The sequence below is a fragment of the Enterobacter sp. MGH 4 genome (genome assembly GCF_000534735.1).
GTDB classification, from domain to species: domain Bacteria; phylum Pseudomonadota; class Gammaproteobacteria; order Enterobacterales; family Enterobacteriaceae; genus Enterobacter; species Enterobacter intestinihominis.
In genome coordinates, this window is record NZ_KI973296.1 from 36,069 (window position 1) to 56,638 (window position 20,570).

Annotated in this window: 18 protein-coding genes and 1 tRNA gene; 9 read left to right on the forward strand and 10 right to left on the reverse strand. The window is 55.0% G+C overall.

The window, feature by feature from the left end:
* Positions 1-154: 154 nt before the first annotated feature.
* The 5 genes from dppA to L350_RS04265 form a co-directional block, all read right to left on the reverse strand.
* Positions 155-1,762, reverse strand: coding sequence for a dipeptide ABC transporter periplasmic-binding protein DppA (gene dppA / locus L350_RS04285; protein WP_022646695.1), 1,608 nt, complete (start codon positions 1,760-1,762; stop codon positions 155-157).
* 621 nt (positions 1,763-2,383) lie between these two features.
* Positions 2,384-2,460 (reverse strand) — tRNA-Pro (locus L350_RS04280).
* A 91-nt stretch (positions 2,461-2,551) separates the two neighbouring features.
* Positions 2,552-4,246, reverse strand: coding sequence for a kdo(2)-lipid A phosphoethanolamine 7''-transferase (gene eptB / locus L350_RS04275; protein WP_032626508.1), 1,695 nt, complete (start codon positions 4,244-4,246; stop codon positions 2,552-2,554).
* 239 nt (positions 4,247-4,485) lie between these two features.
* Positions 4,486-5,688, reverse strand: coding sequence for an L-lactate MFS transporter (locus L350_RS04270; RefSeq protein WP_023299065.1), 1,203 nt, complete (start codon positions 5,686-5,688; stop codon positions 4,486-4,488).
* Between the two features lie 236 nt (positions 5,689-5,924).
* Positions 5,925-6,467 carry a lipase gene (locus L350_RS04265; RefSeq protein ID WP_023299064.1) on the reverse strand — a complete coding sequence of 181 codons (543 nt, stop codon included), beginning with the start codon at positions 6,465-6,467 and terminating at the stop codon, positions 5,925-5,927.
* A gap of 160 nt (positions 6,468-6,627) precedes the next feature.
* On the opposite strand from L350_RS04265, the gene tag reads away from it, so the two are divergent.
* Together tag and L350_RS04255 are read left to right on the forward strand one after the other, a co-directional pair.
* The gene (gene tag, locus L350_RS04260; protein ID WP_032626511.1) at positions 6,628-7,209 is read left to right on the forward strand and encodes a DNA-3-methyladenine glycosylase I; all 582 of its coding nucleotides are present in this window, start codon (positions 6,628-6,630) and stop codon (positions 7,207-7,209) included.
* Positions 7,187-7,627, forward strand: coding sequence for an N-acetyltransferase (locus tag L350_RS04255; RefSeq protein WP_022646690.1), 441 nt, complete (start codon positions 7,187-7,189; stop codon positions 7,625-7,627). The genes tag and L350_RS04255 overlap by 23 nt, the downstream gene beginning before the upstream one ends.
* Here L350_RS04255 and L350_RS04250 read toward each other — a convergent pair.
* A complete protein-coding gene (locus L350_RS04250) occupies positions 7,596-9,965 on the reverse strand; it encodes a molybdopterin guanine dinucleotide-containing S/N-oxide reductase (protein ID WP_050595084.1) in 2,370 nt (789 codons plus the stop codon). The genes L350_RS04255 and L350_RS04250 overlap by 32 nt on opposite strands.
* 122 nt (positions 9,966-10,087) lie before the next feature.
* Between L350_RS04250 and L350_RS04245 the strand changes: the two genes are divergently transcribed.
* The 6 genes from L350_RS04245 (at position 10,088) to ghrB (ending at position 16,117) form a co-directional block, all read left to right on the forward strand.
* Positions 10,088-10,750 carry an OmpA family lipoprotein gene (locus L350_RS04245; RefSeq protein WP_022646688.1) on the forward strand — a complete coding sequence of 221 codons (663 nt, stop codon included), beginning with the start codon at positions 10,088-10,090 and terminating at the stop codon, positions 10,748-10,750.
* Positions 10,751-10,907: 157 nt separating this feature from the next.
* Positions 10,908-11,924, forward strand: coding sequence for a LacI family DNA-binding transcriptional regulator (locus L350_RS04240; protein WP_032626516.1), 1,017 nt, complete (start codon positions 10,908-10,910; stop codon positions 11,922-11,924).
* A 102-nt stretch (positions 11,925-12,026) separates the two neighbouring features.
* Positions 12,027-12,776, forward strand: coding sequence for a sugar phosphate isomerase/epimerase family protein (locus L350_RS04235; RefSeq protein ID WP_032626518.1), 750 nt, complete (start codon positions 12,027-12,029; stop codon positions 12,774-12,776).
* Positions 12,777-12,779: 3 nt separating this feature from the next.
* A complete protein-coding gene (locus tag L350_RS04230; RefSeq protein ID WP_032626520.1) occupies positions 12,780-13,718 on the forward strand; it encodes a sugar kinase in 939 nt (312 codons plus the stop codon).
* A 117-nt stretch (positions 13,719-13,835) separates the two neighbouring features.
* Complete coding sequence (locus L350_RS04225; protein ID WP_001089079.1) at positions 13,836-15,116, forward strand: MFS transporter; 1,281 nt, start codon at positions 13,836-13,838, stop codon at positions 15,114-15,116.
* Between the two features lie 26 nt (positions 15,117-15,142).
* Positions 15,143-16,117, forward strand: a complete 975-nt coding sequence (ghrB, locus tag L350_RS04220) for a glyoxylate/hydroxypyruvate reductase GhrB (RefSeq protein ID WP_032626523.1) — start codon at positions 15,143-15,145, stop codon at positions 16,115-16,117.
* 58 nt (positions 16,118-16,175) lie between these two features.
* On the opposite strand, the gene cspA is transcribed toward ghrB, so the two are convergent.
* On the reverse strand, positions 16,176-16,388 hold the full coding sequence (cspA, locus tag L350_RS04215) for a transcription antiterminator/RNA stability regulator CspE (RefSeq protein ID WP_003860775.1): 213 nt from the start codon (positions 16,386-16,388) through the stop codon (positions 16,176-16,178).
* 243 nt (positions 16,389-16,631) lie between these two features.
* Positions 16,632-17,342 carry a DUF3053 domain-containing protein gene (locus tag L350_RS04210; protein ID WP_023299059.1) on the reverse strand — a complete coding sequence of 237 codons (711 nt, stop codon included), beginning with the start codon at positions 17,340-17,342 and terminating at the stop codon, positions 16,632-16,634.
* Between the two features lie 330 nt (positions 17,343-17,672).
* On the opposite strand from L350_RS04210, the gene L350_RS04205 reads away from it, so the two are divergent.
* Positions 17,673-17,960, forward strand: a complete 288-nt coding sequence (locus tag L350_RS04205) for an HTH-type transcriptional regulator (protein WP_003860776.1) — start codon at positions 17,673-17,675, stop codon at positions 17,958-17,960.
* A 38-nt stretch (positions 17,961-17,998) separates the two neighbouring features.
* Here the strand turns inward: L350_RS04205 and L350_RS04200 are convergent, their stop codons facing one another.
* Both L350_RS04200 and fre read right to left on the reverse strand, forming a co-directional pair.
* A complete protein-coding gene (locus tag L350_RS04200; protein WP_032626525.1) occupies positions 17,999-19,618 on the reverse strand; it encodes an ABC-F family ATP-binding cassette domain-containing protein in 1,620 nt (539 codons plus the stop codon).
* Positions 19,619-19,835: 217 nt separating this feature from the next.
* Positions 19,836-20,537, reverse strand: a complete 702-nt coding sequence (gene fre / locus L350_RS04195) for an NAD(P)H-flavin reductase (RefSeq protein WP_032626527.1) — start codon at positions 20,535-20,537, stop codon at positions 19,836-19,838.
* Positions 20,538-20,570: the final 33 nt, after the last annotated feature.

Below are 20,570 nucleotides of genomic sequence, written 5' to 3' on the forward strand. Positions count from 1 at the left end.
ATTCTCTCTGATGACGCACGCTCAGTAGCGTGACGTCTGTATTGCTCACAAATGTAAATTCCCTCTCCCTGTGGGAGAGGGTTAGGGTGAGGGGATGCATGCACGCCCCTCACCCCTGCCCTCTCCCACAGGGAGAGGGAGAACACCCTACTTATTATTCAACAGACACGTTTTCGAAGTGGTGTTTGCCCAGTGGATCGACCACGTAGCCCTTCACTTCTTTACGCACTGGCTCGTACACGGTGGAGTGAGCAACAATCAGCGCCGGAGCCTGATCGTGCATGACAACCTGCGCTTGCTTGTACAGTTCGATACGTTTGTTGTGATCATCGGTCGCACGCGCCGGCTGGATCAGGTCTTCAAACGGCTTGTAGCACCAGCGAGAGTAGTTGGAACCGTCTTTCGCTGCCGCACAGCTGAACAGGGTCGCGAAGAAGTTGTCCGGATCCCCGTTGTCGCCGGTCCAGCCCATCATGACCGCCTGGTGTTCGCCCGCTTTGGCGCGTTTCAGGTACTCGCCCCACTCGTAGGTCACAATTTTGGCCTGTACGCCAATCTTCGCCCAGTCAGCCTGAACCATTTCCGCCATACGACGTGCGTTCGGGTTGTAAGGACGCTGTACCGGCATCGCCCACAGCTCAACGGTGAAACCTTTATCCTGGCCCGCTTCTTTCAGCAGCGCTTTCGCTTTCTCAGGATCGTAGGTGTAGTCCTTAATGTCGTCGTTATAGCCCCACATGGTTGGTGGGATCAGGTTCTTGGCCGCAACGCCAGCGCCCTGGTAAACGGCTTTGATGATCGCTTCTTTGTTCACCGCGTAGGTCAGCGCCTGACGCACTTTCACGTCATCGAACGGTTTCTTCTCGGTGTTGAAGGAGAGATAACCCACGTTCAGGCCCGCCTGCTCCATCAGGTTGATATTTTTGTCCTGCTTCATGCGCGCGATGTCAGCCGGGTTTGGATACGGCATCACCTGACATTCGTTTTTCTGCAATTTTGCGTAACGCACGGATGCGTCAGGCGTGATGGAGAAGACCAGACGGTCGATCTGCGGCTTGGTGCCCCAGTAGCCCGGGAAGGCTTTATACAGAATACGGGAATCTTTCTGGTACTGAAGCAGCTGGAACGGGCCGGTACCGATTGGGTTCAGGTCCACTTTTTCCGGCGTGCCGGCTTTCAGCATGTTGTCCGCGTACTCTTTAGAGAGAATAGAGGCGAAGTCCATCGCCAGGTCAGCGAGGAATGGCGCTTCCGGACGCGTCAGCACGAACTGAACGGTTTTATCGTCCACTTTTTTCACTTCAGCAATCAGGTCTGGCAGACCCATCCCTTCGAAGTATTCATAGCTGCCGCCAGACACTTTATGGTACGGGTTCTGGGCATTTTTTTGACGGTCGAAGGAGAACACTACGTCGTCGGCGTTAAAGTCGCGCGTAGGTTTGAATTCTTTGCTGTCCTGCCACTTCACGCCCTGACGCAGGTGGAAGGTATAGGTTTTACCGTCTTCGCTGATATCCCACTTTTCAGCCAGGCCAGGAATCACTTCCGTGGTACCGGTTTTAAATTCAACCAGACGGTTATAGATCGGTACAGAGCTTGCGTCGTAAGTCGTACCAGAGGTAAAGAGCTGTGGGTTAAAGCCTTCCGGAGAGCCTTCAGAACAGTAAACCAGGGTTTTTGCCTGTACGCTTGCTGCGACGGTCATGGCCACCAGGCTCAGACCAAGCTTCAGCATCCCTGACTTCTTCAAGGAAATACTCATTATTGTGCTCCAATGTGATGTTTTGCTTTGTTGTGTTACGCCGCCTGACCTTTATTTATTTTTTACCCGGTCCGGTCGGTGATGCCCGAGGGCGTTAAAAGGGATAGAGAATCCTTTCAGAAGAGCGTTTGAGTTGCAGCGCAGATCCTCCCTGAAATGCCCCTCGTGCCCTACAATCTGTCAACAGAATGTGAAAACGTCAATACAGGTGGCGGGGATTTACGTGGAGTGTGAGAAACCGCAAACAAAGATTAAAAAAACTCTGAATGCCAGTTTTCAGCAGAGAAATTTATGCTACTCGCCATGTTGCAGCACAAACCCCTCCCTATTTCGCAACACCCAGTGATTAAGTTTTATTCAGAATGGGTAAATTTTCTTACAGAATGGTGATTATCTGAGCACTAAATACCGCGAACGTTAAAACGCACAGCGAAAAATGCTGAGGTTATCCATAAGCAACGCGAAAAAAGATCAAACTATATATAAAAAAATACAATGGATTATGTCACAAAACCGCAAGCAGGCAGGGGGAAGCAGGGCTAAGGGGTATTTTGAGGACTCGGGTGGGGTAACGCGTTAATGCAAAAAGGGCTAACCTTGCGGTTAGCCCTTTTTAGAATGTGGTCGGCGAGAGAGGATTCGAACCTCCGACCCACTGGTCCCAAACCAGTTGCGCTACCAAGCTGCGCTACTCGCCGAATGCGGAGCGCATCTTACTGCTGAGGTGCGCCCTCGTCAATCCCTTATTTTCAAAAAGCCATTCAACTGGCGATATTCTCGCCAGACCAGCTACTGCGCGGCTTTTGTGGTGTTATCAGGGAGTTTACACCAGTTGTTGTTTTCGTTAATCCCACCGTTCGGTGAGGTATAGCCGAGACAGCCCATAATAGTGTCGTACAGCTCAACGTGACGGCGCGGTACCTTAATCTCTGCCTGCTGTTTCAGGTGGGCAAACATTTTGGCTTTGTCCGGGTTTTCCAGATACTTGTCCGACATCCACATGATCATCGGCACGCGGAACTGCTCTGGTGGCGCCAGCTTACGCGGCGTACCGTGTAAATGCTCTTTCTCGTTGATGGACTCGCCGTGGTCGGCCGCGTAGATCACAATCGCTTTCTTATCGCGAAGCTGGTCAATCACCCGGCTGAGGAAGGTATCCACATACAGAATCGAGTTATCATAGGCATTGATCAACTCCTGCTTGCTACAGTTCTTGTTAATGCCGACGCACTCAGGCGTCCATTTGGCGAAATCGCGCGTGTAACGCTGATAGTAGCTGTAGTGTGACCCTTTGGTATGCAGAACAATAAGGTGCTTACCCTGCGGATAGTTTTTCAGCGACTGTTCCATCTCAGAGAGCAGCAGCATGTCATCAACGTTCTTTCCGCGGTTACGCGGCTCGGCGCCAATCTGCTCGCGGTAGGCGATGTTATCAGCCATGGTGTTGGTGTAGAACCACATCTCACTTTGCATGGCGAACAGATCGGAGCTAAATCCAAGCTGCTTCAGAACAGCAAATACGTTTTGCTCTTTGAGAGTGCGCTGAGGGTTATCACTCGCACCGCCCTCGCGAACAAACATACAGCGCAACGAGAGCTTCGTGGCGGTATCGCAGGAGTAGCCGCGGTATGCCACCAGATTCTTTTCCTGCGCCAGTTTCGGGGTGGTATCGCGGTCATAACCGAGAATACCCATATGATCCCAGCGCGTCGTTTCGCCGATAACGAAGACCACGTAAGTATCATCCAGCCCGTCAGCCGGAGCCTGGTAGGTGAACTTTTTGGTTGGGTTAATCAGCGATTTCACATCGCTGGATTCGTCCGCCTGAGCCCAGGCATAAAGACCTAACGCCGACAGCCAGTTAGACGGCAGGTACGAGTTAGCCACCACGCCGCCGTAGCTTGGCATATCCACGCCTGTCGCTTTTTCGATCCGTTTTTGCTGCTTTTCCATCAGGCGAATAGGCGCCCATACCAGCAGACCCGCCAGAAGAACGACGGCGACGTTGCGGATGCGCTGTCCCCGGGTACGCAACTGGCGTAACAGGGTGTAGCGACAGGTGTTACTCCAGATAAAGAAGAGCGGGATCAGGCAGGTCAGAATCGTCCACAGGATGAACCCTTGACCCACCACCTCTTTCGAGAGGTCGATGTCCGTGGTCATCACCGAGGCCACAATACCGTAGCCAATGACCACGTTCATGAATGTCATGTAATAGCTTGCGGCGGCGGAGATAATCACCACCAGCGAGGCCAGAATTTGCCATGTACGACGGCCAAAGAGAGAGAGCAGGCGTAACAGGAAGAAGGTCGCCAGAATTGAGCCAAACACTTCAATCGCGGCAAAAATTCCATTTCTTACAGTGAGGTGTTCGAAATAACCTTCCACTCGTCTGAACAGCACCGCGCCATTCAGAAACAAACCGATATAGACAGCCAGCATCAGACACAATCTTTGCTGGGTAAGAGACCTAATATATTTCATGCAAACAACCCTGGGGGAAGGGGTATAAAAACCCGCCGAATCTCAGTGAGAAAGCTGACAGAGTAAGTAGATGCGAGAGAAACCGTTATCAGAAACGTCTACAAGCGCGATAAGTAGACCACAGCAGGGAAGAAAAGTGGCAGCAGAGAATGTGAATCGATGAAGATTTTTACAAAATAGCAAGTCCGGAAGCGATTTAGAAATAAATAAAAGAGGCCCAGCGGCCTCTTTTCATCGCATCATACATGCGCTTCTTTATACAGTTCGCGCTGCGGCTGACGGATCGTGGTGGACAGCGCCAGCGAAATAATCAGCAAAGCGAATATCACGCAGAAGGTCACGTAGAAGCCGCCAAACAGCGAGGCAATCAGTGAACCGCAAATACTGCCGATACCGAAGCCGAGATAAATGACGCCGTAGTTTTTCGCCAGGTTGTTCAGGCCGAAGAACTCGCTCACCAGTGACGGGAAGACGGTAATAGTGCCGCCAAAGTTAAAGGCTACGCAGGCAATTGCTGCAAAGAATGTCGCCTCGTTCAGCGGAGCGAACAGCAGTGCTGCCATACCCACCAGGGAGATGACCTGCCCCAGCGTAATCACACGGATACGGGCGATTTTGTCAGACAGGATACCCAGTACCAGACGACCCGAGAGGTTAGCGATGGAGATGACCGTCACCGCGTTCGCCGCCGTCGCCGCGTCCAGTTTTACCATCCCCTGCGCGATATCTTTCGCCACACCGATGACATACAGACCGCTCATGCAGGCCGTCAGGAACATCACCGCCAGCATCCAGTACTGCGGCTTACGCATGGACTGAGCGAGGGTGAAATCGTTCTCCACCACGCCGTTAACGGTTTTCACTTCCTGCTGCGGCGCATCTTTCATCAGCGTGGCGCCGAAGAGGATCATTACCAGCACAATCACGCCCCAGATCATAAAGGTTTTCTCAAGCCCCACCGAGGCCAGCAGATGGGAGTCAATGAATTTGAACCCCAGGCTGCCCAGGCCATATGAACCAATGGCAAACGCGGAAATAAGCCCTTTACGCTCCGGGAACCACTTCACGCAGTTAGACAGCGTCAGCAGATAACCTGCGCCGTCCGCCAGACCCACCAGCACCCCGGCGCTTAACCACAGCATCATCAGGTTGTTTGAATGTGCCGTCAGGAAGAAGCCCACGCCCAGCAGGATCCCGGAGGCCATGGTTACGCGCTTCACGCCGAAGCGCTCCTGAAGTTTGCCCGCCACGGAAGAGGAAATCGCTAATCCAAGGCTCAGCAAGCCGAAGGAGAATGCCACCTGGCTTATCGGTGCGCCGAGCTTATCGGACAGGGCGCTGTTAAACAGGCTCCAGGTATAGACCGAGCCCAGTGCGAACTGGGTAACGATGGTGCCGAAAAGCGTCAGCCAACGCGTGCGGTTATAAGTTGATGTGTTCATGGCAGTGTCCTGCAAGAGAAATTAAGGAAGTTCGCTGAGGACACGATAAACAAAACCCCAAAACGCCAGGGGTAAAACGGCATGAAATGCAGGAGATACGGAATGAAATGCCTGGAAGCGGGAATGAATGACCTTGCCGGAAAAGAAAACGCTTAAAGGTGAGTGACCACTATCACCACAGCCCGCGCCGTTATTGTATTAAATATGTTACCGCAGCGTTTAAAAAAGTAACAACCCTAAAATTTGGCGCTTAAGCCCAGGGTGTACAAATATTCTTCCTCCGACTGCTGGTTGTAGCTGATCTTCGCCCAGGGATGTAAATCACCATACTGCGTATCAACGCGCCACCCCAACGAGTTCACGCTGGCATGCCAGAGGGGATCGGTAAGCGGCTGCGTGGTAGTTACCTCACCAAATGCATTCACCGTTGCAGGGGGAGCGCCATCAGTGCGCCACGCCATGACGGGGCCGGTGGTAAAATGTCCCGCCACGGGAAAATTCCAGCCAACGCTCAGAACGGTTTCCGCATCTGAACCGGATGGGTCGTTCAGGGCAAAGCCCGCAGCATTCTGCGAATGGTTGATACGCTCCGCGAGAATATCTTCATAACGAGGTTGGTGATCGGCGTCCCATGTATAGCGTTCCGTCGTATTACTTTGTGCATCTGAAACGATATATTCCTGTTGCCACGCAAAAGCGGTGTTACATATAAGCAGGCAGGCTGAGACACCCACCAGGCCAGAAGCAGCATGGCGACCACTGATTTTTTTTAACATCATCAAAGCGACTCCAGAAAGAGCCGAGTTCGGCGATATATGTCATTGTTCGAAGAGGTATTAGGGCGTATAGCCCTGTATTAACTATTGTCTCTTTAGCAAACACGTCAAGCCGGGCAGATTGAAATTTTTGCGTTTACCGTATCAGGAAGGGAGATGACCTATGCAACGTTGCGGCTGGGTAAGCCAGGATCAGCTTTATATCGATTATCACGACAAGGAATGGGGCGTGCCGGAAACCGACGGTAAAAAACTGTTTGAAATGATTTGCCTTGAAGGCCAGCAGGCCGGGCTGTCGTGGATCACCGTTCTGAAAAAGCGTGAGAACTATCGCAAGGCCTTCCACCATTTCGATCCGGTTGCGGTGGCCGCCATGACCGACGAAGACGTGGAAAGGCTGGTTCTGGATACCGGTATCATCCGCCATTGCGGTAAAATTCAGGCCATTATTGGTAACGCGCGTGCTTATCTGGCGATGGAGCAAAACGGCGAACCCTTCTCAGCTTTTGTCTGGTCGTTTGTGGATAACGAGCCGAAGGTGACGCAGGCCGCCACGCTTGCAGAGATCCCAACGTCGACCCCCGCCTCAGATGCCCTGTCAAAAGCGCTGAAAAAACGCGGCTTTAAGTTTGTGGGCACCACCATCTGTTACTCCTTTATGCAGGCCTGCGGGCTGGTCAATGACCATATTAAGGGCTGCTTCTGCCACCCGGAGGGCCACCATGATCCGCAAATGGCAAAGTGAGGATACCGCTCCGCTTTTGAGTCTGTGGCTGGAGAGCACCACCGAGGCGCATCCGTTTATCGACGCAAGTTACTGGCAAGCGAATGAAGCGGTAGTGCGGGATGATTACCTTCCCGCCGCCGAGACCTGGGTCTGGGAGGAAAACGGTACCCTGTGCGGTTTTATCAGCGTCATGCAGTTCCAGTTCGTGGGGGCGTTGTTTGTCGCCCCGGCGTTCATCGGAAGGGGGATCGGGCGTGCGCTGCTGAACTATGTTCAGCAGCACTACCCGTATTTAACCCTGGAGGTGTATCAGAAAAACGTGCGGGCGGTGAATTTCTATCATGCTCAGGGTTTTCGCATCGAAGACAGCGCCTGGCAGGATGATACCCAACACCCGACGTGGATCATGAGCTGGCAGGCGGATCAAATGCCGTAAGGGGAAGCGCCGGCCCCTCATATTTCTCCACCCATGCCAGCGCCGTATTCCCCGCACAGCCGTTCCCCAGCTTCGAGCTGGGGAGATCTTTGGTCAGCACGTTTACGGCGCCGTTCTTACAAATACCGCCCTCGTCCAGCGCCAGATCCGGCCATGCTCCCTGATGAATGCAGAACACGCCTGGGCGGATCCCGTCACTCACCACGGCGCCAGCCAGCACCTGCCCGCGTGCGTTCCAGACGCGAACGAGATCGCCGTCGTTAATCCCCCGCGCCTTTGCATCGTCGCTATTCAGCGCGATCGGCTCACGACCCGCCACCGCATACTGCTCGCGCAGAGCCGAATAGTTGAGCTGGCTGTGCAGACGATGGGCAGGATGGGCAGACAGCAGCTGAAGCTGCCCCGGCTGCGCATTGCCATGCCATTCGTCCGGCTCCAGCCACGCCGGGTGCGGCGGGCAGTCCGCGTAGCCAAAGCTGGCGATGCGCTCGCTGTGGATCACAATCTTCCCGCTTTCGGTTTTTAACGGGTGATTCTCCGGATCGCGACGGAAGTCAGCAAAGCGCACAAACCGCGCGTTCTGCTCGCTTTCCGGCATTTCGAAGAGTTGATTCGCCTCCCAGAACTCAGCAAATGACGGCAGCGTCACGCCCTGCGCAGCCCCGCGCTGGCTTGCAATCTGGTAAAACGTTTCCAGCCATTGCAGATCCGTTTTGCCCTCGGTGAAACGCTCCCGTCCGCCCGCTTCCCATAATTCACTCAGGTCAGCAAAGACGTCATAATCATCCCGCGCTTCATCCCGGGGAGCCACGACGCGCTTCATCGGCACCATATGCTGGTTGCTGTAATCCCCCGTCATGGTGAGATCGTTACGCTCGAACGAGGTCGTGGCGGGCAAAACGATATCGGCATGTTTCGCTGACGCGGTCCAGAAGCACTCCGAGATCACCACCAGCTCCGGTTTCTGCCAGGCGCGGATCAGGCGGTTGGTATCCTGGTGATGGGTGAAGTTGGCCCCACCCGCCCACCAGACAAACTTAATATCCGGGAAATGGCGATCCTGACCGTTGTGCTGATAAAACCCGCCGGGGTTCTCCAGAGCTTCAACAATGCGTGCCACCGGAATTTTATCCACAGCGTCCACGCCCCCCTGCACCGAGCCCTGCATGGACGCCAGCACCGCCGCTTTACGCGTCGGGTTGCCGCCGTTGGCAAAGTGATAGGAAAGGCCAAAACCGCCGCCGGCTGTGCCAATCTGCCCAAGCATCGCGGCGAGCGTCACCAGCATCCAGTGCTTCTGCTCGCCAAACTGCTGGCGCTGCATCCCCCATCCGGACATGAGCATCGTGACATTGCTATGGAATAACGCTGCCAGTTCGAGGATTTTAGCGGCATCAACGCCGCAAATCGCCGCAGCCCACTCTGCGGTTTTGGCGATACCGTCGGTTTTGCCCGTCAGATAGTCGGCAAATTTATCGAACCCCGTTGTGCAGCGCGTCAGAAATTCCGTATCGTGCCAGCCGTTCTCCACCAGGGTGTGGGCGATACCCAGCATCATCGCCACGTCGGTGCCCATATGCGGCGCGATCCAGTCGGCGCTGTCGCCGAAGAAATCAAGCGTTTCAGAACGCATCGGATCGATACAGATGATGCGCTTGCCGCTTTTGCGCAGCGCATCGAAGTAGGAAACGCCCTGCTCGTCGGACGCATTCCAGGCAATTTTAAGGGTATTGAGCGGGTTGGCGCTCCACAGCACCACCACCTCTGTATGCTCCAGCACCAGCGGCCAGCTGGTCTGCTGCTGATAAACCTCATTTCCGCCCACGACATACGGCATGATCGCCTGCGCCGCGCCGGTCGAGTAATCACCCAGATGGCCGGTATATCCTCCGGCCAGGCTCATATAGCGTTGCAGCAGGGTTGCGGCCTTATGCAGCACGCCGTTTGAGCGCCAGCCATAGGAGCCGGCAAAAATGGACGACGGGCCATAGCTGTCGCGGATGCGTTTATGCTGCGTATGGATCAGCGCCAGGGCATCGTCCCAGCTCACGCGCACGAACTCATCCTGCCCGCGAATACCTTGCGGTTTATCCGGTGACGCCAGAAAGCCTTTACGCACCATCGGCCAGCGTACGCGGGTTTTGCTATGTACCTGATCGCGAACGACGGTCTGTAAAGAGTTGAGATGGCGCGAAGGCAAAGCCCCGCGAGACGACAGCACGGTGTCGCCATCGGTTTCGACCAGCATCGGCCCCCAGTGGGCGGCGGTCAGAATGGTTTTTGTTGAGGTGCTCAAAGCGTGCGCTCCTGGTTGCGTGCAGGTATGACGGCCTTTCATTGAGGCAGTTTATCGTTTGTGACAAATTTCAGAGTTATACACTGAATTTTCTCCGTATTCGGACGTCATAATCCACTGCCACGTCCGTCGTGGCAAAGAATAAAAAGGATTAAGGAAATAAGATGAAAAAACGCGTACTCGTTATTGCCGCTCTGGTGAGCGGTGCACTGGCTGTTTCAGGCTGCACAACCAACCCTTACACCGGCGAACGCGAAGCGGGTAAATCCGGCATTGGCGCGGGTATTGGTTCCCTGGTGGGCGCTGGCGTTGGCGCACTCTCCTCCTCCAAGAAAGATCGCGGTAAAGGTGCGCTGATTGGCGCAGCGGCAGGCGCAGCCCTGGGCGGCGGCGTGGGTTATTACATGGATGTGCAGGAAGCAAAACTCCGTGACAAAATGAAAGGTACAGGCGTGAGCGTGACGCGCAGCGGTGACAACATCATCCTGAACATGCCAAACAACGTGACCTTTGACAGCAGCAGCGCGACGCTGAAACCCGCAGGCGCGAACACCCTGACCGGCGTGGCCGCGGTGCTGAAAGAGTACAACAAAACTGCCGTGAACGTGATTGGCTACACCGACAGTACCGGCAGCCAGGATCTGAACATGCGTCTGTCGCAGCAGCGTGCCGATTCCGTGGCCAGCTCGCTGATCACCCAGGGCGTAGAAGCGAACCGCATCCGCACCAGCGGCATGGGTCCGGCTAACCCGATCGCCAGCAACAGCACGGCGGAAGGCAAAGCGCAGAACCGCCGCGTTGAGATTACGTTGAGCCCTGTGCAGTAGGTAAAAGCAAAACGGCAACCCTGTTGCCGTTTTAGTGTTTGCGCCCTCTCCCGTGGGAGAGGGTTGGGGTGAGGGCATCAGACCGCCACCCGGCAAATTGCTTGATTCGTCAGATTTTCCCGCTAAGGTATTCTCACTAATTTCAGGGAAATCAGCGATGAGCAAACCAACCCGGGCCACCATCAGCGACGTGGCGAAAGCCGCCAAAACCGGTAAAACCAGCATTTCACGCTACCTCAACGGCGAGAAACACCTGCTTTCCGATGCACTGCTGGCGCGAATTGAACAGGCCATTGCCGATCTCGACTACCGTCCCAGCCTGATGGCGCGCGGCCTCAAACGGGGTCGTACCCGTCTGATTGGCCTCATCATCGCCGATATCACCAACCCTTACTCCGTTAACGTCCTCAGCGGCATTGAGGCGGCGTGCCGTGAGAAAGGCTTTACCCCGCTGGTCTGTAACACCAATAACGAAGTTGATCAGGAGTTGCACTACCTCGATCTGCTGCGCAGCTATCAGGTGGAAGGGATCGTGGTCAATGCCGTCGGGATGCGCGAAGAGGGACTAAATCGCCTGCAACAATCGTCGCTGCCGATGGTGCTTATTGACCGCAAAATCCCGGAATTTGCCTGCGATGTGGTCGGGCTGGATAACACCCAGGCGGCCACCACTGCCACCGAACATCTGATTGAACAGGGTTTCGAAGCCATTTTGTTCCTGAGCGAACCGCTGGGTATGGTTAACACCCGCCGCGACCGCCTGGCTGCATTTCGTGCCACGCTGGCGCGTTATCCCGGTGTGATCGCCGAAAATGCCGAAATCCCCCTCCATGAAGCCGGTCAGCTGGATAATACCCTGCGCCAGTTCCATACCCGCCATCGGGGTATGCGCAAAGCGGTGATCTCCGCGAACGGGGCGCTGACGCTTCAGGTTGCCCGCTCGCTTAAACGCATTGGCCTGCACTGGGGCAGCGACATCGGCTTACTCGGCTTTGATGAACTGGAGTGGGCTGAACTTGCTGGCGTAGGCATTACGACCCTCAAACAACCCACCTGGCAGATCGGCTATGCCGCGGTTGAACAAGTGGTTCGCCGCATTGAAGGCACCCGCGACGCCGTACGCGAGCAGGTTTTTTCTGGCGAGCTGATCGTTCGCGGCTCTACTGCCCGTTAATTTCCCCTTCGTGACAGCGATCATAAATTCAGCATCCCGATCTTTTCTTTGGAACCGGTTCCATCTAGCGTAATACTATCGATTACGCCCTGGAGTCAGGAAATGAGCAGGAAAATTATGGTGGTCACCGCCGCGTATGGCGCGGATCAGGTGCGACAAGCAGGCGGTCAACGGGCGATGCTTCCCGTTATTGCCGGCGCAGGGGCTGATGGCGTTGAAATCCGCCGCGAGCTCTTCAGCAGCGACGAGTTAATGGCCCTGCCTGCGCTCGGCGAGTCCATTGAACTGCTGGGTTTACTGGCGTGCTACTCCGCCCCGGCCCCCCTGTTTATGCCCGATGGAACCCTCAACCCGGATCTTCCGCGCTACCTTAGCGAAGCCAGCACCCTGAACGCCCTGTGGCTTAAAGTCTCGCTGGGCCATTTCAGCGACAAACAACAGCTTGAAGCCCTGCGCGTACTGCTGGATGAAAGCGGCATGACGCTGGTGGTGGAAAACGACCAGACCGACTGCGGTCAGCTCGCTCCGATGCAGCGCTTCAAAGCCGCCTGCCGGGTAATGGCGCTGCCGGTCACGCTGACGTTCGATATGGGCAACTGGCTGTGGGTTGGCGACTCCCCGGAAGAGGCTGCACGTCAGTTGGCTCCCGCCGTGAGCTACATTCATGTGAAGGCCGCGGTCCCGCATAAGGCGCAATTCCGCGCCGTCGCGCCGGATCAGACCGATTCTCGCTGGCGGGATCTGCTTAATCAACTGCCTGCCGATGCGCCACGCGGTATCGAATTTCCGCTGGAAGGGACGGATCTCACCGCCGTCACCCGCCATTACGTCAACCTGCTGCGCGAGGAGTAAACCATGCACAAGACGCTGGATGTCATCACCATCGGCGAGGCCATGGCGATGTTTGTCGCCACCGAAACAGGCGAGCTGAGCGCAGTGGAGCACTTTATCAAACGCGTTGCAGGTGCTGAGCTGAATGTTGCTACCGGCCTTGCGCGGCTGGGGCTGAATGTTGGCTGGGTAAGCCGCGTGGGAAATGACAGCTTTGGCCATTTCGTACTCGACTCGCTGAAAAAAGAGGGCATTGATGCCGCAGGCGTGACTCTCGACGGACGCTTCCCGACGGGCTTTCAGCTGAAATCTAAAGTTGAAAATGGAACCGATCCCATCGTGGAGTATTTCCGTAAAGGCTCAGCGGCAAGCCATCTCTCCGTGGATGATTATCACGCCGCGTATTTCTCCTCTGCGCGCCACCTGCACCTGAGCGGCGTGGCGGCGGCGCTCTCGGCCAGTTCGTACGATTTACTCGATCATGCCGCTTCGGCAATGAAAGCGCAGGGCAAAACGATCTCCTTTGATCCAAACCTGCGTCCGGTGCTGTGGAAAAGCGAAGCGGAGATGGTTGAGAAACTCAACCGACTGGCGTTTCAGGCGGACTGGGTACTGCCGGGGGTAAAAGAGGGAATGATCCTCACTGGCGAGAGCACGCCGGAAGGCATTGCTGATTTTTACCTCAACAAAGGAGTAAAAGCCGTGGTGCTGAAAACCGGTGCTGACGGTGCATGGTTCAAAACTGCCGACGGCGAGCAAGGCGCCGTCGCTGCGGTAAAAGTCGACAACGTGGTCGATACCGTGGGTGCGGGCGATGGGTTTGCCGTCGGGATCATCAGCGCCCTGCTGGAGGGCAAACCGCTGTCGCAGGCCGTGGCGCGAGGCAACAAAATTGGTTCGCTGGCGATTCAGGTGCAGGGCGACAGCGAAGGATTACCAACACGAGCAGAGCTCGGAATCTAAATTCTCTCTCCCACAGGGAGAGGGCCAGGGTGAGGGCAGCAATCCGCACCAGATAATTAAGCCACCGTGTACCCTACAGACAACGGCGGCAACAACCTCAACAACAGAGGCAAGCCTATGAACAGTTCGACCAATGCAGTAAAACGCTGGTGGTACATCATGCCAATCGTGTTTATCACGTACAGCCTGGCGTACCTGGATCGTGCCAACTTCAGTTTTGCATCCGCCGCCGGGATCAACGAAGACCTCGGGATCACCAAAGGGGTCTCCTCCCTGCTGGGCGCCCTCTTCTTCCTGGGTTATTTCTTCTTCCAGATCCCCGGCGCGATTTACGCTGAACGCCGCAGCGTGCGAAAGCTCATTTTCATCTGCCTGATCTTATGGGGTGCCTGTGCATCGCTTACTGGCGTGGTGAATAACATTCCTGCTCTGGCGGCTATTCGCTTTATTCTCGGCGTGGTTGAGGCGGCCGTCATGCCAGCAATGCTGATTTACATCAGCAACTGGTTCACAAAATCTGAGCGTTCACGTGCCAATACGTTCCTGATACTCGGTAACCCGGTCACCGTGCTGTGGATGTCGGTGGTTTCCGGCTATCTGATCCAGTCCTTCGGCTGGCGCGAGATGTTCATCATCGAAGGGGTTCCCGCGATTATCTGGGCCTTCTGCTGGTGGGTGCTGGTGAAAGATAAGCCAGCCCAGGCAAAATGGCTTTCTGAAGACGAAAAAGCCGCACTCCAGGCGCAGCTGGATAAAGAGCAGCAGGGGCTGAAAGCGGTACGTAACTACGGCGAAGCCTTCCGCTCCCGGAACGTTATTCTGCTATGCGCACAGTATTTTACCTGGAGTATTGGCGTGTACGGCTTTGTTCTGTGGCTGCCGTCGATTATCCGCAGCGGCGGTGAAAACCTTGGCATGGTGGAAGTGGGCTGGCTGTCATCAGTGCCTTACCTGGCTGCAACCATCGCGATGATTATCGTCTCCTGGGCATCGGACAAGCTGCAAAACCGTAAGCTGTTCGTCTGGCCACTCCTGCTGATCGCTGCTTTTGCCTTCATTGGTTCCTGGGCCGTAGGCGCGAACCACTTCTGGGCCTCGTATACGCTGCTGGTGATTGCGGGTGCGGCCATGTATGCCCCGTATGGTCCGTTCTTTGCCATCATCCCGGAAATGCTGCCGCGTAACGTCGCAGGGGGCGCGATGGCGCTGATCAACAGTATGGGTGCGCTGGGTTCGTTCTTTGGCTCGTGGTTTGTGGGCTATCTGAACGGCGCCACCGGCAGCCCTTCAGCTTCTTACATCTTTATGGGGGTGGCGCTTTTTGCCTCGGTATGGCTTACTCTGATCGTTAAGCCTGCTAATAATCAACAGCTACCCGTCGGCGCACGCCACGCCTGAATCCTTTTAAATCAACGGAGATTAGCATGAAGCCGTCCGTCATTTTGTACAAAACACTGCCTGAAGATCTGCAAAAACGCCTGGAGGAACACTTTACCGTTACCCGGGTAAAGAACCTCAGCCCGCAAACCGTGGCACAGCACGCCGACGCGTTTGCCTGCGCCGAGGGCCTGCTGGGTTCAAGCGAAAAGGTGGATGCAGCGCTGCTGGAGAAAATGCCGAAGCTTCGTGCAACCTCAACCGTTTCTGTGGGCTACGACAATTTCGACGTGGATGCGCTTAACGCGCGCAACATCCTGCTGATGCACACGCCACATGCTCTGACGGAAACCGTCGCCGACACGCTGATGGCGCTGGTGCTCAGCACTGCTCGTCGCGTGGTGGAGGTGGCTGAGCGCGTGAAAGCGGGCGAATGGACGAAAAGCATTGGCCCGGACTGGTTCGGCGTGGACGTACATGGCAAAACGCTGGGGATTGTTGGGATGGGCCGTATCGGTCTGGCGCTGGCACAGCGCGCCCATTTCGGCTTCAACATGCCCATTCTGTATAATGCCCGCCGTCATCACGCTGAAGCTGAAGAACGTTTCAACGCCCGTTACTGCGAGCTTGATACGTTGTTGCAGGAAGCCGACTTTGTCTGCCTGATCCTGCCGCTGACGGATGAAACGCGTCATCTCATCGGCAGGGCGGCGTTTGAAAAGATGAAGAAATCGGCCATTTTCATCAACGCAGGTCGCGGCCCGGTGGTCGATGAGAAGGCGCTGATTGAGGCACTGCAAAACGGTGAGATCCACGCCGCCGGTCTGGACGTGTTTGAACAGGAGCCACTGCCGGTGGATTCTCCGCTACTGAACATGCCAAACGTCGTCGCCCTGCCCCACATCGGCTCTGCAACTCATGAAACACGCTACAACATGGCGGCGACCGCCGTGGATAACCTGATTGCCGCGCTCGGCGGTAAAGTGGATAAGAACTGCGTTAACCCGCAGATACAACAGTAGAAACGAAAAAACCCGCCAGAAGGCGGGTTTTTGAATTTTGTGCTACTGGGTTGGAAGCTTACAGGCTTACAACGTTACCAGCTGCTGGGCCTTTAGCGCCGCTTTCGATGGTGAAGGAAACTTTCTGACCTTCATCCAGAGATTTGTAGCCATCGTTCTGGATAGCAGAGAAGTGTACGAACACGTCTTTAGAGCCATCGTCAGGAGTGATGAAGCCGAAACCTTTATCAGCGTTGAACCATTTTACCAGACCAGTCATTTTAGCAGACATAGAAATTACCTTATTAACAAATATATTGTGCCTTCCGGCTTGATGGATTGCGTTACAGATTTTTAAGCGATGAAGGAAGGGTCACTACGAAGGGTATCTATGGATAACAATCTGGACTGCTTTACTAAACTGCTTTAGGTCTGTGTAACAAACCGACGAAGATAGTTATACCGATATGGTAGAAGAATGACAAGCGTTATTTTCATCATGCATAAAAAAACCCCGCCGAAGCGGGGGTTTTTCTTATTCCGTTGCAGCGACCGCTGCGCTCCAGGCCTGGCTAAAGGCCTGATGCTGGGACGCCAGCGGCCCAATCAGCGTATTGTACTGACTCGCCTGCTGGGAGGTCGGGAACTGGATACCGTTAGAGACGAAGCTCACCTGCGTACCCTGCTCATTAATAAAGTCACCCACCTGAACCAGCTGCTGAGTAAAGACTTGCGCCGCCGGGATCAGTGGTTGCAAGGCGTTTGACGGCTTGGTCACGACTTTCTCATACACCTGGTCATAAACCGGCTTGAGATCCTCGTCCTGCTTCAACGCGGAGCGCGACGCATCAGCCTGCATTTTGGCATTTTGCAACTGCTGGCTCAGCACCCCAAGGGCGCCGTTGGACTGGCGCAGCGGTTCGCGCTGGGTCATATAATCCTGTGGAACGCGAATGGCATTGACGCTATCCACGACCGGGCGAATGCCCGAATCCATCGCCTGGCTTACCTGCTGTGAATAGCCATACAGAATGGCGTAATCCGACACGAATGGACCAAACTGTTTTTTCTGATCCGCAGTCAGCGTTGGTAAACGCTCGCCGCTACGCATCACTGTATTCTGTAAAAAATCGATAAACGCTTTGCGCTGATCGCCTTCTTTATCGAAACACCCACTCAGGCTAACAACCATCAACAACGCCGCAATAGGCGCAAACCAGCGAGAGCAGGACTTTCCTGTCGCCATTTTATTACTCCTTTCACCCAAAAAGCGCACACCGGCACACGCGTGCCCAACGCTGACAAGGATAGTCCAGGTCAGCCTTGCAAGATAGAGTTTTCATGCAAAACGGGTATTGCCGTTTTTGTACTGACTATTTACAAAAAAATACCTGTGCATCCCTACATATGATTAATCAGGTAATTAGCATAACTATCCATATAGCTGAAACGGGTAAAGCGATCGTTATCGCACAATTAATCACAACCGTGACGATCCTGTGTTTGGTTTAGGGACTATTCTTAACATGCTCTCTGATGTTCATGATCCCGATGTGTGATTTATGAGGAGTTCTCAATGGAATTAAAAGATCCTGAGTTTGAGCTGCTGAGCAGCCTGGAACAGATTATTTTTAAAGATGTACCGCCGACGGTTACCCTGAATCAAAAGTCCAATCCTTTTAGTGAATTTGAGCGTTTACGCAAAGGGTCGGGCCTGAAAACAGATGAATTCGCAAGAGCGATGGGTGTCAGCGTAGCGATGGTGCTGGAGTGGGAGTCAAAGCGTGAAAAACCTACCCCAGCCGAGCTAAAGCTGATGCGCCTGATCCAGGCAAACCCTGACCTTCGCAAGCAGTTAGCCTGATAAAGTTTGTTTGCCCCCGCCCTTGCGGGGGCTTGTGTTTAGAGGCTTTCACATCGCCATCCCGACTCTTCCCACACCAGCTCATGCGTCAGCTTTAATCCTGCTAAAAACGCTTCATCGTGCGACACCACCAGCAGCGCGCCGGGATAATCGGCAAGGGCCGCTTCAATGGCCTGAACAGAAGCCAGATCGAGGTGGTTGGTCGGCTCATCCAGAAGCAACAGCTGCGTTGCCGCTTCACGCCACAATACGCAGGCCAGCGCGGCCTTCAGGCGCTCGCCGCCGCTTAGATCGGCCAGTGGAAGTGTCACTTTCTCCGCGCCCAGCTGAAGCTGCGCTAAACGGGTACGCAGCGCCCCCTCTTCGAGCGGCGTATTGCCCAGGCTAAGGTGTGTCATCACCGACTGCGACAGATCCAGCCGGGAAAGATGCTGATCGAGATAAGCACATCTGACGGAGACCTTACAGGTTCCCGTAACAGGGGCGGTTTCGCCCAACATCACTTTCAACAGCGTGGATTTCCCACAGCCGTTCGGCCCGCGTAGCGCCACGCGCATCGGGCCATCCATTCGCCAGTTTATCGGGGAGACAGGCACGTGCGGAAGCACCAGTTCTTCCAGCACCAGCACCTGTTTTCCTTCCGGGATTTCACTGCCCGGCAGGGTAAACATCACCGCGTTATCTTCTTCAACCCGCTCGCGTGCCTGGTGAACCGCAGCGTTCAGGGCATGATTTTGATCGCTATGCTGTTTTTTCCAGGAACCAATCCGCTCTTTCGCCGCCCCTTTGTATTTGACCCGTTCAAACGAGGCGATGTTAAGGCTGTCGACCGTGCGAAGCGTTTTGGCCGAACGCCGCTGGCTGTCGTCATGCTCTTTATGCATACGGGCGCGGGTACGCTTGCGTTCGGTGGCAGCATGCTCCAGCGCGGCGCGGGCAGCCAGCTGCTCAGCATCACGCTGGGTTCGATAGTCAGCATAATTCCCGCCGTAGCTGCGCAAGCCCAACGCGCTCAGTTCAAGGATACGCGGTACCTGGGCCAGCAACTCACGGTCGTGAGAGGCCACCAGCACCCCGCCCTGATACCGGGAAAGCTGCTCGTAGAACCACACGCGGCCTTGACTGTCGAGGTGGTTGGTCGGTTCGTCCAGCAGCAGGAAATCAGCATCCGCGGTGAATGCACCGCACAGCAAGGCACGAATGCGCTCGCCGCCGCTTAGCTCTGCCGCGCGTTTGTTCGGCTCAAAAGAGGGAAGTTTTGCAGCGATAAAAGCCTGGCTTAGCCGTTCAGCCAGATCCCAGTAACCATCGAGCGTGTCGAGATCGTCGGGTTCATAATGACCGCCGTCGATGCGCGTGCGCGCCGCAAAGATCGCGTCGTAACCAAGCAGTCCGGCAAGAGTCGTATCCGCAGAAATATCCTGCTGCTGCGCCACATAGACGTGTGTACCAAAGCGCTCAATGTGACCGCTGGCGGGTTCATCAACCCCTGCCAGCAGACGCAGAAGGCGTGTTTTACCGCTGCCGTTGCGGCCAACCAGCGCACACACTGACGCATCCAGAGAAAGATTCAGTGGACCAAAAAGGATATCGCCCGTCGCAAACTGACAGGTGACCTGATGCAAAATAAAAGAGGGGGATTGCGCAAAATGAGCCATAAGCACTCCTGAATGAAATCAAAACATCCCCTGCCGACGCGATGCGTTGAGCAAGGATCGAAATTCATCAGTCGTGTTTGTTCATTTTTGGGGGGCGCTCCTGAGGGCGAAATTTAACGGGAACAAGAATAACGGCAATGCGCCGCCCATTTCAAGGTTAAATTTTCACCAGCGCTATTGCCCGAGCGTAAAAAACCCGCCGAAGCGGGTCTCACAATCAGATAAACGCAAACGCATCGCCAAACAGACGATCTTCCCGCGCGTCACGCTCGTTGCAGAACAGGTCGCGGGCAATTTTCGCCATTTCAAAGCGACCGGCAATGTAGATATCGTGCCCGGCCAGCGTTCCGTGATCCTGCAATACCGCAGTCAGCACCGTGCCGCTGCGCCCGCGCCAGCCCTCTTCCGGCTGCTCGACAACCGGCTCGATGCGCAGGTTTGGATGATTGACGCTCAGCGCTTCCAGCTCAGACAGATCGTAAAGGTGCTTCTCTTCACGGCCGCCCCAGTAGATGGTGATATCGCGATTTGGATTACGCGCCAGCGCCGTCAACAGAATAGAGCGGACATAGGAGAAGCCTGTACCACCGGCAATCAGGATCAGCGGACGGTCTTCGTCTTCACGCAGCCAGGCCTCGCCATGAGGAATATCGACCACGATTTCACGCTCTTTCAGGATGCGATCCATCACGGCCATCGCGTACAGGTTAAGCTCAGACGCACCAATATGCAGCTCAAAAAATTCCTTCTCTGCTGGCGTTGAGGCCATAGAGAAAGGACGCTTATCACGCTCGTCCATCACGACCATCAGGTACTGACCGGCACGGAATGAGAATGCCGCTTCAGGAACCAAACGGACGCGATATACGGTGTCGGTAATAGCATCTACCGACGTCACTTTACAGCTTAAGGTTGTCATTCGCTCTCTCTGTCGGGAAGTCTATAGGGCTAA